This is a genomic window from Catonella morbi ATCC 51271 (assembly GCF_000160035.2).
Lineage (GTDB): Bacteria > Bacillota > Clostridia > Lachnospirales > Lachnospiraceae > Catonella > Catonella morbi.
Window position 1 is genome coordinate 416,319 of record NZ_KI535368.1, and the last position, 13,982, is coordinate 430,300.

Here is a 13,982-nt window from a genome sequence, read left to right on the forward strand (position 1 = left end):
ATTTTTATTATCAATTTTACTTGACGGAATATGGCACTTAGGGTAAAATATAAAACCGATAGTATTACTAGGAATAAAAATAATCAAAATAGGAGGGTATTTATGGAAAAACAGAAGAAACTTCCAATGTTACTTTCGGTGATTTTACTTGCACTAAGCCTTTGTTTGACTTTTGGGGTAAAATTTGTATTTCATGCCTGCCCTATGATGGGACATGAAATGGGTAAAGTTATGCCTTGTCATTGGGCTGAAAGAGCAGTATTTACTACAGGTGTGGTACTTGTTGTGATGTCATTATTATTGTTTGTTTTCAAGAACAAGGGTGAGAAGGCTGCTATATCGGCCTGCATGGTACCTGTGACAATAGCAGCTATGTTATTTCCGCAGACTATAATCAACCTTTGTATGAAGCCTGATATGATGTGCAGAACTCACATGCGTCCGGGAGTAATCGGTGTTACCGCAGTTTTAATAGTTGTTGAGTGTATCAGTATAATAATAAACCTGAAAAAAGATAAGTAATTAACTTCCCCTAATCAGTTTAAGAAAGTTGGAGAGAAAATGTCTGTATTTAAGAGTATTTCATACAAGAATATAGCAAGGAGACCAAGCAGAACCTTTATTTTGATATTACTGTCTGCGTTGCTATGTTTCTCTGTTACAGGTGGTTCTTTGGCAATAACAAGCCTTAAGGGAGGATTGATGTCTCTAAAGTCAAGACTTGGAGCGGATGTTATGGTTGTTCCGTATGAAGCGACAACAAAGACTAATTTTTCTAATATGATTTTGCAGGGAAACCCGGGATATTTCTACATGAATAGGAGTATTTTGGAGAAAATAAAAAAAATAGAGGGAATAAAAGAAATTTCTGAACAGTATTTTCTTGCTTCCGCAAAAGCAGGCTGTTGCTCTGCAAAGCTCCAGCTTATAGGCTTTGATCCGGCTACGGATTTTACTGTAAAGCCTTGGGTTAAAGAGTCTTATGACGGAAAACTGGGTGAGTTTGAAATGCTTGTAGGTAATGACCTCAATGCTTTTGCGGGAGACCAACTTACGTTTTACAATAAAGTATGTACTGTTAAGGGAAAACTTAAAAAAACCGGCACTTACTTGGATACAGCAGTATATATGAGTATTGATTCTGTAAAAGCCCTTCTGAAATCAGCTGAAGATTTGGGCATGGTAACCAATGGCAAGGGAAGCCCTGATGAGCTTACCTCCTGTATACTTATAAATGTAGCTGATGGTTACACTCCTCTGGAAGTAATGAGCGAAATAAATACAAAAACCCGCGGAGTAGAAGCTATACAGACAAAGGACATGATTTCGGGAGTTGCCGGACAGCTTGAATCTGCATCTAAAATCATCGGTTTCCTTATTGTTGCAATCTGGTTACTTTCAATCTTCATACTGATACTTGCATTTACAATGATTGCTAATGAAAGAAAAAAAGAGTTTGCAATACTTAGGGTTTTAGGTTCTTCAAGAAAGATGGTGGCAGGTATTATTCTTAAAGAGGCCTTTATGGTAAATCTTATGGGAAGCCTGATAGGAGCCGTAATAGCTGTGCTGGCGGTGATGCTCTTAGGCGGAATCAGTCTTAGCAGCTTTGATCTTCCGTTTTTGCTGCCGGGATTTACTGAAATGCTTTTGCTTGCTGTTATTACAATTATAGTATCTGTAATTGCCGGTTGTCTGGCTTCTTCTCTGAGTGCATTTAAGGCATCTAAAATAGATACGGCACTTATCTTAAGGGAGGGCAACTGATGAAACTTACGGCAAATAAAGTAAGTAAATGGTTTTTAAGAGCAAGAGAAGGCTCTAATAAATTTTATGCGCTAAACGAAAGCGATTTTGAACTAAATCCGGGAGAACTGACGGTATTATACGGACAGTCGGGGAGCGGTAAAAGCACCTTATTAAACATTTTGTCGGGACTTCTGACACCAAGCTCAGGTAAGGTTATGGTGGGAGAAACTGATATACATGCATTGGATGATGCAGGGGTGTCTAAGTTTAGAAATGAACATTTCGGTATTATACTTCAGGGACAGTCAGCTATAAATACTCTGACTGTAATCGAAAATGTTCTTCTTCCGTACAGTCTTTATCCAAAGTCAGGTAAAAACTGTGCGGATATGGAAGAGAGAGCCGGAGAACTTCTTAAAAAGACAGGGATAGAAGAACTTAAAAATGTTATGCCTACAGAATTATCGGGTGGTGAACTTAGGAGAATGGCTATATCAAGAGCGCTTATAAATAATCCTGAATTTATACTTGCAGATGAGCCGACTTCCGATCTTGATGATGAAAATACCGAGATAGTGTTAGAAATGTTTAAAACCCTTGCAAATGATGGAAAATCGGTGCTTGTAATAACCCATGACAAAGAAGTTTTTAAGTTTGCTGACAGAATTTTTGAAATGAAATCGGGAAATATACTTGACAAAAATTAAAATTTGGGATAGTTTATTAAGGGTTAGTTATAGCTAATTTAAAAGAGAGGCAAAGCTGATGTTTATAAAAAAGAGAAGAATATTGTTGGCAAGAATTTGGATTGTATTATTTATCTTCCTTGCCGGTTTAGGATTTAGAACTGTAGTTAAGGCAGAAGGCGAGTATTATGCAACCTGGAAAGAGTACAAGGAAAGCGGAGCACCTTCCGCTAACTGGGAAGATGTTGCCAACGCTATGGATACTGTCTTTGAACATGCAAAGGAAGTGTACAAGGCAGGAGATGCAAAAGGTGCTTATGATTCTGTAAATCATGGATATTATGGCTACTATGAGACAACCGGCTTTGAAAGACTTACACTTGGTAAGATATCGGGAGCCAGAAAGTCTGAGGTTGAATTACAGTTTGCGGCTTGTAAGGCTGTTACAAAAAATAACGGCTCTACAGATGAATTTAATAAAGAAATAGATAAGCTTAAGTCAATGATTAGAAATGATGCAGCTATTCTTGACGGAAAGAAGCCGACAGCTTCGGGCAAAGGAAATGCTAAAGCAGGAAGTGCGGATGAAGCAACCATAAGACAGGTTGTTGAGGAAGTGCTTGCTGAGCAGTCGGGCGGTTCTACCAGTGCCGCAACTGCTACCTTCATAGCCTGCTTTTCTATTATACTCAGAGAAGGCTTTGAGGCGATACTTATAGTAGGTGCCATTATTGCGTATCTGATAAAGTCATCAGGTGGCGATGCGGAAAGAAAAAAGAAACTTACAAGACCGGTTTATATCGGTTCATTAGTCGGTATAGTTGCAAGTTTTGCTTTAGCCTGGCTCTTAGATGTACTTACACTTGCAAACAGTGCTTCACAGGAAATTATAGAAGGTGTTACTGCACTTACGGCGGTTGTAGTACTGTATTATGTAAGTAACTGGATGCTTTCTAAATCTGAAAGTGATGCTTGGACAAATTATATTAAGAGTAAAACAGAGACTAATGCAAAGAGCGGAAGTACTATGGCACTTGCAATTACGGCTTTTCTTGCTGTGTTTAGAGAAGGAGCGGAGGTAGTGCTGTTCTTCCAGCCTATGCTTAAAGATGAAAACATACATATGGTATGGGCAGGTCTTATCGTCGGATTTATAGTACTTATATTTGTATACTATGCAATCAATGCATTTAGTTTAAGGATACCGCTTAAACCTTTCTTTACTGCAACAAGCATACTTATGTTTATTATGTCTATATCATTCCTGGGTGCAGGTATTAAAGAGTTTATAGAGGGTGATGTGCTTGTTATGACTTCTCCGGACTGGCTTGCAGGGCTCATACCTTCAAATGAGTTTTTTGAAGTGCTTGGTATTTATCCGATACTTGAAACTCTTATTCCTCAGTTGATACTTTTAGTTATTACTATAGTGGTTTACCTCAGCTGGAGGAAGAAAAATATTGCAATCAGGGCGGAAGCTGACAAGAAGAGAGCCGAAGAAAAAGCTAAGAAAGAAGCTCTTGCAAAGGAAGAAGAAGAGAAGAAGTTAAAGGAACTTATCAGAACTGTGGTCAAGGAAGTAATGCAGGAGAAAGAGGCTCAGGCTTAATAAGGAATTGTGTAATCAGGGTGATAAACGAATTATTTTTCGTTATCATATAAATTTTCATTTTCACATTTAATAGGAGGAGAACATGAAAAAGAAATTTTTATCACTTGCTATTGCAGCTACTTTTGCTGTAACAGCAATAACAGGATGTGGACAGAAGGCAAACAATGCTTCTACTGCAAGTAAAGCATCAAGTGCTAAGACAAGTACAGCAAGTACCAAAAGTACTGCAAGTACAGCAAGCGTACCTGCAAGCAAGGTATCCAATATTGTAGCAGACAATAAATCAGCTTCAACTACAAGTGCGGCAGCACCCGGAGATGCAGCAGGATTTACTGAATATCCGATTTTTGAAGATGAGAAGGTAGCTTTCCTTAACGTATCTGCTGTATATTTCCAGCCGGTTCCAATGTCTCCGGGTCAGGAGAAGATTGACAAGGAGAATGAGATTCATCTTGAGGCAGATATCTCAGCGCTTGAGAATAAGCTTGGTTATGGTACAGGTGACTGGGTTCCATACCTTACCATTGACTACTTAATATCTGATAAAGATGGTAAAGAAGTAGCTAAGGGAACATTTATGCCAATGAGTGCTTCTGATGGTCCACACTATGGTGCAAACATCAAGATGGGTGAGTCAGGTTCTTACAAGCTTAAATTTACTATCCATAGCCCTGCTGAAAAAGGCTACTTAATTCATAGTGATAAGGAAACAGGCCCGGGAGAGGTTCTGGAGAAATATTTTAAAGATGGCAATCTCACAGTTGAAAAAGACTGGGATTATGTAAAACAGAGCTGGTAATTTTAAGTTAATATCAGACTTTACAGACAATTTGCTGCATTGGGAGTAAAATCCCGGTGCAGCTTATTGTGGTATATTAGGATATCCCATTTTCATACAATGAACATCTGCATATAGCAGGATGTACCTTAATATCTTGCTATATTCAGGTGCTTATACAAGGATTTGGGATTAATAGATAAGGAGAAAGAAGTGCTTAAGTATTTTGTTTTATCAACAGAGCAGCTACTTCCTATGATGCTGCTTGCAGGACTTTTGATTTCGGGTGTTAAGTTTGCCGGACTTAAAGAGTATAAAAAATGTCAATATGCCTCAGTTATAGTCGGTATTATAAGTGCTGTTATTATGACTGTCTTTAAGACTACGACCAATAAAGTAGACACAGGTATGTGGAATGTCAGGATATATATGGTAAATGCGGCAGCCTTAGTTTTGTATATTCTTGTAAGTCTGCTTGCGGGAAAGGTTGAAACAATAAAGAAAATATTGCAGTCTGCTATGCTTAGTATTATGGCAGCAGCCATGTTTTTATATTTCTTACCACCGTTTTTTGAAAATCCGCATGCTATTTTGTTTGCTGAACAAAGCATACTGTCCGCAAACTTTTTATATAGCATAGTTGGTATGTTCTTTGGTCTGGTTTTAAGTTTTGTAGCAGGGCTTGCAGTTTATAAGGGTAATATAAGGCTTAAGAGCGGATTTGCGATGACTGTAATATTTATATCCGTACTTATAAATATGGTTAATGAACTTGGAGATACATTTAGTGTATTTCTTGCAAAGAGGATAATCAAAACCAATCATACTCTGTTTGTTTTTGCCGTATTTACTTCCAATAATAAAATATGGTTTACCTTGCTTATTGCAGCAGTATGCCTTGTTATTCCGGCCGTTTTACTGATTAAGAGTCGTAATGTAAACGAACCATATGAAAATAATGCAGAACATAGAAAAATAAGGGCAAAATGGAGAAATATCAAACGCTGGAGTATGACTGCGGTTGTCTGTGCCATATTTTCGTTTGTAACTCTTACAGGTCTGAGGGTATATGCAAATCAGGAAATAGAGATTTCTCCTATTGAAGAAGCCAAGGTTACAGATGACAGTGTAATTGTATCCTTTGAACAGGTGGCAGACGGTCATCTTCACAGATTTGGCTATACTACTGAAAAGGGAAAAACCATAAGGTTCATAGTAATCAAAAAACCTAATTCGAGTGCTTACGGTATAGGACTTGATGCCTGCGATATCTGTGGTGAGACCGGATATTATGAAAGAGAAGGACAGGTGGTCTGCAACCTATGCAATGTAGTTATGAACATAAACACTATAGGTTTTAAGGGGGGCTGCAATCCGATAGTGATTGATTACAAGATTCACGATGGCAGTATAATTGTGCCTATCGCTGAACTTGTTAAACATGAGGATATTTTTAAGTAAGGGAGATAAATATGTTTTTTAGAATGGTAAAAGGAACTCTTATCCGCCAATGGAAAAAAATGATTCTTATTGCCTTTACTATAGGCCTCGGTGCATCTCTTGCAACAGCCATGCTAAGTGTGGTGTTGGATGTGGGAGATAAGGTAAATAAAGAATTAAAGACATTTGGAGCAAATATAACAGTAATGCCAAAACGTCAGAGCGTGGTAAGTGACCTCTATGATGTGAGTGGAGGCAAGTCAAGCGGAGCTTATCTTAAGGAGAACGAATTAGGTAAGATTAAGACTATATTCTGGGCATTTAATATAGTTGACTATACTCCGTTTGTAAAGAGTAATGCTAAACTTTCTGACGGTTCTGATGTACAAGTGGTAGGAAGCTGGTTCAACCACCATATGAATTTGCCTACAGGTGAACAGCTTGATGCAGGCATAGCAAGTCTTAGAAGCTGGTGGGAGATTAAAGACGGTAAATGGATAGATGAGCAGGCAAATTCAAACGAAAATGATTGTATGATAGGCAGTAAGCTTGCAGAAAAGCTTGGTGTAAAAGCAGGTGACAAGGTTAAAGTAAAGGGAAGTAAGGAAGAAAGAGAATTAAATATAGTGGGTGTATTTTCCTCGGGAGGAGATGAGGATGAGCGTATATTTACAGGACTTAAGGCGGCTCAGGCTCTTAGCGGACTTGAGGGAAAGATTGATTCCATAGAAGTAAGTGCTCTTACTACTCCTGATAATGAGCTTGCGGTTAAGGCAGCTAAAGATCCTCAGTCTTTAACTGTTGCTCAGTATGAAATCTGGTATTGTACTGCTTATGTAAGCTCTATCTGTTATCAGATTCAGGAAGTTATAACCGACTCAGTAGCAGCCCCTGTAAGACAGGTGGCGGACTCGGAAGGAGCCATCCTTGACAAGACGCAGCTTCTTATGCTCCTTATAACCATACTCAGTCTCATAGGCTCGGCTCTAGGTATATGTAACCTTGTAACAGCATCAGTTATGGAGAGAAGCAGTGAAATAGGGCTTATGAAGGCAATAGGAGCTCATAATTCTGCGATTACGGGACTTGTACTTACTGAGATAATTATAACCGCGATTATAGGCGGAACAGTCGGTTTTGGGTGCGGAATAGGCTTTGCCCAGATTATCGGAGAGAGTGTGTTTGGTTCGCTTATTACACTCAGACCTATGGTTATACCTATAGTTGGGGTGCTTGTGGTAATAGTAACTCTTATAGGAAGTATACCTGCTATAAGAATGCTTCTTAAGCTTGAGCCTGAGGCAGTATTACATGGGAGATAGAAATGAAAAATAGAAGAATGTTTATTAGAATGATTACAGCCTCTCTTATGAGACGAAAGTCAAGAATGGTGATAGCTCTTTTAGCGATAGCAATCGGTGCTGCCATACTTTCAGGGCTTGTAACCATTTATTATGATGTGCCAAGGCAGATGGGAGCTGAGTTTCGTAACTATGGTGCCAATATGATACTTACCCCTACAGGCAGCAGATTTACCTATGATGAAATGAAGGCAGCAACGGATATTGTGACAGCTAATGAACTTGTGGGAGCTACACCTTTTCGGTATGAAACAGTTCGTATGCATGAACAGCCAATCCTGGCTGCGGGAACTGATATGGAGGGGGTTAAAAAGACAAGTCCGTACTGGCTTGTAGATGGAGAATGGCCTAAGGCGGAAGCTGAGCTTTTACTTGGAAAACAGATTTCGGACAGCCTTGAACTTAAAATCGGAGATAGTGTTACGGTAAGCTTTACTCCTGAAAACGTAGCTAAGGATCAGGAGGATAATACCATAGATTTCAAGGTGACAGGCATACTAAGTACTGGCGGAAGCGAAGAAGACTATGTATATATGTCAATGTCCGATATTGAAAGACTTGCTGGAGCAGAAGGAAATATTGACCTTGCAGAGGTAAGTATATCCGCTTCGGGAGATAAATTAAATAAATATGTTTCTGAGATAAATGATAAGATACCTGAGATAAGCGCCGGACTTGTAAAAAGGGTTACAGCCTCTGAAACTACAGTACTTTCAAAGCTTCAGGCTCTGGTATTTCTTGTAACTGTTATAGTGCTTGCACTCACTATGATTTGTGTGGCAACAACAATGACGGCTGTTGTTACTGAAAGAAGAAAAGAGATAGGACTCAGAAAAGCAATAGGAGCTTCTGATTCAAGCATAATCAAGGAATTTATGGGAGAAGGTATCCTTCTAGGAGGTCTTGGCGGAGTTATAGGCTCACTTATAGGTTTTGCCTTTGCTCAGACTGTCAGCGTAAATGTATTTGGAAGTTCTATTTCGTTCAGACCTTTGCTTGTACCGATTACAATTATAGTTTCAATAGTGGTTACGGGAATTGCCTGCCTTATACCGATAAGGACAACAACTAAAATAGATCCTGCCTTAGTATTAAAAGGAGAATAAAAATGAGCTTGTTAGAGTTGAAAGAAGTATATAAAATATATGGAGACCTTCATGCACTTGATAATGTAAATTTTAAGGTTGAAAAGGGTGAATGGGTATCTATAATGGGACCATCCGGCTCCGGTAAGAGTACAATGATGAATATAATCGGCTGTATGGACAAGCCTACCAAGGGCTCTGTTCTCTTAGACGGAGTGGATATAGCTAAGGAAAGTGCCAAAAACCTTACCAATATCCGCAGGGATAAGATAGGACTTATCTTCCAGCAGTTCCATCTTGTAAATTACCTTACAGCCCTTGAAAATGTTATGCTTGCACAGTATTATCACAGCATTACCGATGAAAAGGAAGCTATGGAGGCTCTTGACAGGGTAGGGCTTGCAGACAGGGCTAAGCACCTTCCAAGTCAGCTCTCAGGCGGTGAGCAGCAGCGTGTATGTGTGGCCAGGGCACTTATCAACCAGCCTGAGATTATACTTGCAGATGAACCTACAGGAAACCTGGATGATGCAAATGAAGAGGTTGTAGTTGAACTTTTCAGAAAGCTTCACAGTGAAGGTACAACCCTTATAGTGGTTACACACGATATAGAGGTTGCAGAGGTGGCACAGAGGATGATAGTGCTTCGTAACGGAAAGATATCCAAGGAAAATGTCAATAATAACTTTACAGGACATATCAGGTTTCATGAATAATAAGATTTAATTTAGTTAGATAAAGTTTAAATCGTTTACTATAGTTTATGAAAAAATATGAGGAGTGAAATAATGAAAAAATACATTAAAACGGTCAGTCTTTTCACGATAATAGCTATGTTGACTGCCTGCGGGGGAAGTACAAAGCTTGCTGACGGAAGCTATGAGGGTAAAAGCTCGGTCTATACCAATCCTGACGGCTCAGATGCGGGTAATGGTTATGGTGTGGTTAAAATCACTGTAAAAGATAATGCAATTACAGAATGCAGCTTTAAAACCTATGAGCCTGACGGTAAGGAAAAAGATTCTGAATATGGTAAAAAGCAGGGCAGTGTAGCAAACAGAGATTTCTACAACAAAGCTCAAAAAGCAGTAAAGGCCTGTGATGAGTATGCAAACAAGCTTGTTCAGAGCGGAAATCCGGATGATATTGATGCAATTTCGGGAGCAACCATTAACCATGATCAGTTTGCAGAAGCTGCCAAGATAGCTCTTGATGCGGCAAAAGCGAAATAATAAATGAAAATAACAAAATTTTTTATGCATCTCTTTTTAGTGGCAGGTGCGATATTTTTAACAGTGGGAGTCCCTTTTATGATGACAGATTATTATAAGGGGCTCTTCTCTTCTAATGAGGTGGATGCAGTGTCAAGTCCGTCTGTAGTTATAGACAAGCCTTCAGGAAATTATATAGTGCTTATCAATACAAGGCTTCACAAAGATAAAACTAATCTTGACCGGTGGATATCTTTTTTCAGCGGAGAAGAAACAGACATTATTTTTGAGGATATAGCCTGTACAGTGGCGGAGGGGGATGCCAAAGGACTTGAAATGGCACAGAGTTTTCAGTCTAAGCTTCCTGAGAATCAGATGAAGATAAAAGAGGAGGAGGCTGTGTTAGTTGTTTCAAGAGCGGAAGAAGGAAAATTTGATATTCTACTGATGTCGAAAGATTTTGCCGACTCCTACAAGCTTAGAGAGAAAAATCAGAACTATATTGAGGATATAAAGTTTACAGAGGAGAAAAAGTCTGAATGAGAAAGTTAAATGCTATTGTCAGTCTGCTGCTAATAATATTATTTTTAATTCATACTATAGCAGGTTCATTTCAGATGATGAAAATAATTCCGGGTGGAAATGAGATGATGAAAAACCTCTCCTACTTTATGCTTTTTCTGATAGGAGTGCATATTCTTATAGGAATCAAGCTTACAATTGACTCTGTTAAAATAGGGAGAAAATCAGGTAAATTTTATTTTAGGGAAAATGCAGTTTTTTGGACAAGGAGAATAACCGGCTTTACTATGGTAGTGCTTATAATCTGTCATGTAGCATTATTTACAAGTAATGGTATGGTATTTAGATTAAATGATTATAATGAAGTACAGCTTGTTTTATCCATACTTTTAGTGCTTGCTCTTCTTATACATATACTTGCCAATATAAGACCTTTACTTATATCCTTTGGGATTTCGGGTTTTAGGCTTTATGTTAAAGACATATTACTGGTGCTTGCGATAATATCACTTTTGGGAGCATTCGCTTTTGTGATTTACTATCTCAGATGGAATATAATGTGGAGGTACTAAATAGTGGTAAATATAATAGGGGCAGGACTTGCAGGACTGTCGGCGGCCATAAGCCTTGCTAAGAGCGGAATAGCCTGCAATCTCATTTCCAATTTTCCGTCTGAACGGGCACAGTCTGTTATGGCTGAAGGCGGTATAAACGGTGCACTAAATACTATGGGTGAAGAAGATAATACTGAAAATCATTTTGAAGATACTGTGAGGGCAGGCTGCAATATAGCTGATGAGGCTATGGTAAGGGGGCTTACGGAAAATGCTCCCGGTATAATCAGGTATTTGAGCAGCATAGGAGTTCCTTTTAACTTAAAGAAGAATATTATACAGCAGAGAAATTTCGGCGGTCAGAAGAAAAAACGAACAGCCTATGCAAAAAGCAGTACAGGCAAGGTAATTATGACTGCTCTCATAGATGAAGCAAGAAGATATGAGGTTTTGGGACATATAAGAAGATATGCCAACCACGAATTTTTGCACTTAAGGCTTGAAAATGACGGAAAGATCTGCAAGGGTGTGGAAATAAGGGATAGTTACACAGATAAGTATTATTATCTGGAAGGGAAAGTAATACTTGCTTCCGGCGGATTTACAGGAGTATTTAAGGGACTTACTACAGGGACTACGGCCAATACGGGAGATATTACGGCTAAGGTATTTGCTCAAGGGGTAAGACTTGGCAACCTTGAAATGATACAGTATCACCCTACTACAATAGGAATAGCGGACAAGGTCTGTCTTGTGTCAGAGGCTGCAAGGGGAGAGGGCGGAAGACTGTTCATTTACAAGAATAATGAAAAATGGTTTTTTATGGAAGAGAAATATCCTGAATTAAAGAATCTTATGCCAAGAGATGTGGTTTCAAGGGAGATGTACTTTGTAAGCAGGGATAACGAAAATGCTCAGGTTTATCTGGATATGACAGGACTTAGCAAGGAAGTCTGGACTGAAAGACTGCCTGACTTAAGGGAAGAAATCATTCATTATTTAGGTATTGATCCTAAAAAAAAGCCAATCCCTGTTAGTCCGGGCATCCATTATTTTATGGGTGGCATAGATGTAGATATAGAGCATAAGACAAATGTGGAAAACCTGTTTGCGGCAGGAGAATGTTGCCTGGCTTATCATGGAGCTAACAGGCTTGGAGGCAACTCACTTTTGGGGGCTATCTACGGTGGCAGAAAGGCTGCAGAAACTATAATTGCCTTGACACGTAAGGAAGAAAAGTCTGATAAAACCAATGAATCCGTCACAATACAGGAAATTACTACAGATGTAGAAAAATATAAAGCTGAATTTGAAAATGCTAAAGAAAGCTTTATAATAGAAGTAAGAGATATTTTATTCAAAGCTATGGGCATAGTCAGAGATGAAAAAATGTTGTCAGAGGGCTTAACTGCACTTGATAAAATATCGGAAAAAAATTTGAATGAAAGAGAAAAAGATAGGCTGAGATTTGCAAAAGCTCTTATTTTAAGTGCGATTTACAGGAAAGAAAGCAGAGGAGCTAATTACAGGGAAGATTATCCCGAAAGAAATGATGAGTATAAAGGTATGACAAGAGCTATAATTAACGGAGATACAGTGAACATAGAGATGTGGAGAACAGATGGAAGTATTAATTGAAATAAAAAGGCAGGAGACTTCAGAAAGCAAGCCATATTTTCAAAGTATCAGACTTAACTTGGAAAAAGAAAATCTCACAGTTGCAAGCCTGTTACGTGAAATCAATGCTGAACCTGAGATAAAGGACATAGAGGGGAAGCCGGTTTCACAGATAAGCTGGGAGTGCAGTTGTCTTCAGAAAAAATGCGGAGCCTGTGCCATGCTTATAAACGGAAAGCCAAGGCTTGCCTGCGATGCATTTCTAAGGGATTATGTTAAAAAAGGCAAAATAAGCCTTGCTCCCTTTAGTAAATTTCCTGTTATAAAAGATTTGATTGTGGATAGGAGTATACTGTATAATAATCTTAAAGACATAAAAAATTATCTTGATAATGAAATAAGCCTTACGGATAAAAACACCGATACGGCTTACGAGGCTTCAAGATGCCTTATGTGCGGCTGTTGTCTGGAGGTCTGTCCTAATTTTTATGTAGGTGGAGATTTTTATGGAGCGGCTTCTTTTGTACCTGCTACAAGGCTGATAACAGGATCTGAAAAAGGTGAGAATAAGGGGCTTAAAAAAGAATATAATGAGCATATTTTTAAGGGCTGTGGAAAGTCGCTTGCCTGCAAGGACATTTGCCCGGCAGGAATAGACATGGATAAGATGTTAAGCAAGTCAAATGCGGTAGCTGTATGGAAAAGGCTTATGAAAAAATAAATGGAGGGTTATTATGAATAGTATAGTTTGTCTGGATTTGGAGGGAGTTCTTATTCCTGAGATATGGATAGAGTTTGCGGAGGAGACGGGAATAGAGGAACTTAGACTTACTACAAAGGATGAGCCTGATTATGATAAACTTATGAAACGCCGTCTTCAGATACTTAAGGAAAATAATTACGGAATTAATGAGATACAGAAGGTAATAGAGCGTGTAGAACCTTACAAGGGGGCTAAGGAATTTCTTGATGAGCTTCGTACCTTTACTCAGGTACTTATTCTAAGTGATACTTATAAGGAATTTGGCCTGCCTGTAATGAAGAAGCTTGGAAGTCCTACGCTTTTTTGTCATGAACTTGAAATAGCGGAAAACGGAGAGATAACAGACTACAAGCTTAGAAAAAACGGAACTAAACTTGAAACAGTTAAGGCTTTACAAAGCGTAGGCTTTGAAACCATAGCGGCAGGGGACAGCTACAATGACCTTGGAATGATAAAGGCAAGCAAGGTGGGATTCTTATTTAGAAGCCCGGATAGGATTAAAAATGAGAATCAGGATGTACAGACAGTGGAAAGCTATGAAGAGCTGCTTGAGGAAATTAAGAGGATAACCTTGTAAAAGTGAATGAAAAAGAGTATTATATAG

15 protein-coding genes are annotated in these 13,982 nt (G+C 38.8%); all 15 read left to right on the forward strand.

Annotation, left to right across the window (positions count from 1 at the left end):
• The first annotated feature begins 102 nt into the window (after positions 1–102).
• The 15 genes from GCWU000282_RS08920 (at position 103) to thrH (ending at position 13,955) form a co-directional block, all read left to right on the forward strand.
• Positions 103–522 (forward strand): DUF4418 family protein, encoded by a 420-nt coding sequence (locus GCWU000282_RS08920; protein ID WP_051384165.1) that lies wholly within the window; start codon positions 103–105, stop codon positions 520–522.
• Between the two features lie 39 nt (positions 523–561).
• Entirely contained in the window at positions 562–1,767 is a 1,206-nt protein-coding gene (locus GCWU000282_RS08925; protein WP_023354767.1) for an ABC transporter permease, read from the forward strand.
• Positions 1,767–2,456, forward strand: a complete 690-nt coding sequence (locus GCWU000282_RS08930; protein ID WP_023354768.1) for an ABC transporter ATP-binding protein — start codon at positions 1,767–1,769, stop codon at positions 2,454–2,456. Before GCWU000282_RS08925 ends, GCWU000282_RS08930 begins: the two co-directional genes overlap by 1 nt.
• Positions 2,457–2,514: 58 nt before the next feature.
• A complete protein-coding gene (locus GCWU000282_RS08935) occupies positions 2,515–4,044 on the forward strand; it encodes an FTR1 family iron permease (RefSeq protein ID WP_023354769.1) in 1,530 nt (509 codons plus the stop codon).
• A gap of 85 nt (positions 4,045–4,129) precedes the next feature.
• Entirely contained in the window at positions 4,130–4,846 is a 717-nt protein-coding gene (locus tag GCWU000282_RS08940) for an iron transporter (protein WP_023354770.1), read from the forward strand.
• Between the two features lie 192 nt (positions 4,847–5,038).
• Positions 5,039–6,286 (forward strand): Fe-S-containing protein, encoded by a 1,248-nt coding sequence (locus tag GCWU000282_RS08945; protein WP_035040135.1) that lies wholly within the window; start codon positions 5,039–5,041, stop codon positions 6,284–6,286.
• An 11-nt stretch (positions 6,287–6,297) separates the two neighbouring features.
• Entirely contained in the window at positions 6,298–7,587 is a 1,290-nt protein-coding gene (locus GCWU000282_RS08950) for an ABC transporter permease (protein ID WP_023354772.1), read from the forward strand.
• 2 nt (positions 7,588–7,589) lie between these two features.
• Positions 7,590–8,732: an ABC transporter permease gene (locus GCWU000282_RS08955; protein WP_023354773.1), complete on the forward strand. Its 1,143-nt coding sequence runs from the start codon at positions 7,590–7,592 to the stop codon at positions 8,730–8,732.
• 2 nt (positions 8,733–8,734) lie between these two features.
• On the forward strand, positions 8,735–9,427 hold the full coding sequence (locus GCWU000282_RS08960) for an ABC transporter ATP-binding protein (protein WP_023354774.1): 693 nt from the start codon (positions 8,735–8,737) through the stop codon (positions 9,425–9,427).
• 72 nt (positions 9,428–9,499) lie between these two features.
• Entirely contained in the window at positions 9,500–9,943 is a 444-nt protein-coding gene (locus tag GCWU000282_RS08965; RefSeq protein ID WP_035040136.1) for an FMN-binding protein, read from the forward strand.
• Positions 9,944–10,021: 78 nt separating this feature from the next.
• Entirely contained in the window at positions 10,022–10,465 is a 444-nt protein-coding gene (locus GCWU000282_RS08970) for a hypothetical protein (RefSeq protein WP_035040137.1), read from the forward strand.
• A complete protein-coding gene (locus GCWU000282_RS08975) occupies positions 10,462–11,016 on the forward strand; it encodes a hypothetical protein (RefSeq protein ID WP_023354777.1) in 555 nt (184 codons plus the stop codon). Before GCWU000282_RS08970 ends, GCWU000282_RS08975 begins: the two co-directional genes overlap by 4 nt.
• Positions 11,017–11,019: 3 nt before the next feature.
• Entirely contained in the window at positions 11,020–12,636 is a 1,617-nt protein-coding gene (locus GCWU000282_RS08980) for an FAD-binding protein (RefSeq protein ID WP_023354778.1), read from the forward strand.
• Positions 12,620–13,336, forward strand: coding sequence for a succinate dehydrogenase/fumarate reductase iron-sulfur subunit (locus GCWU000282_RS08985; protein ID WP_023354779.1), 717 nt, complete (start codon positions 12,620–12,622; stop codon positions 13,334–13,336). Before GCWU000282_RS08980 ends, GCWU000282_RS08985 begins: the two co-directional genes overlap by 17 nt.
• A gap of 13 nt (positions 13,337–13,349) precedes the next feature.
• Positions 13,350–13,955 carry a bifunctional phosphoserine phosphatase/homoserine phosphotransferase ThrH gene (thrH, locus tag GCWU000282_RS08990; RefSeq protein ID WP_023354780.1) on the forward strand — a complete coding sequence of 202 codons (606 nt, stop codon included), beginning with the start codon at positions 13,350–13,352 and terminating at the stop codon, positions 13,953–13,955.
• Positions 13,956–13,982 lie beyond the last annotated feature (27 nt).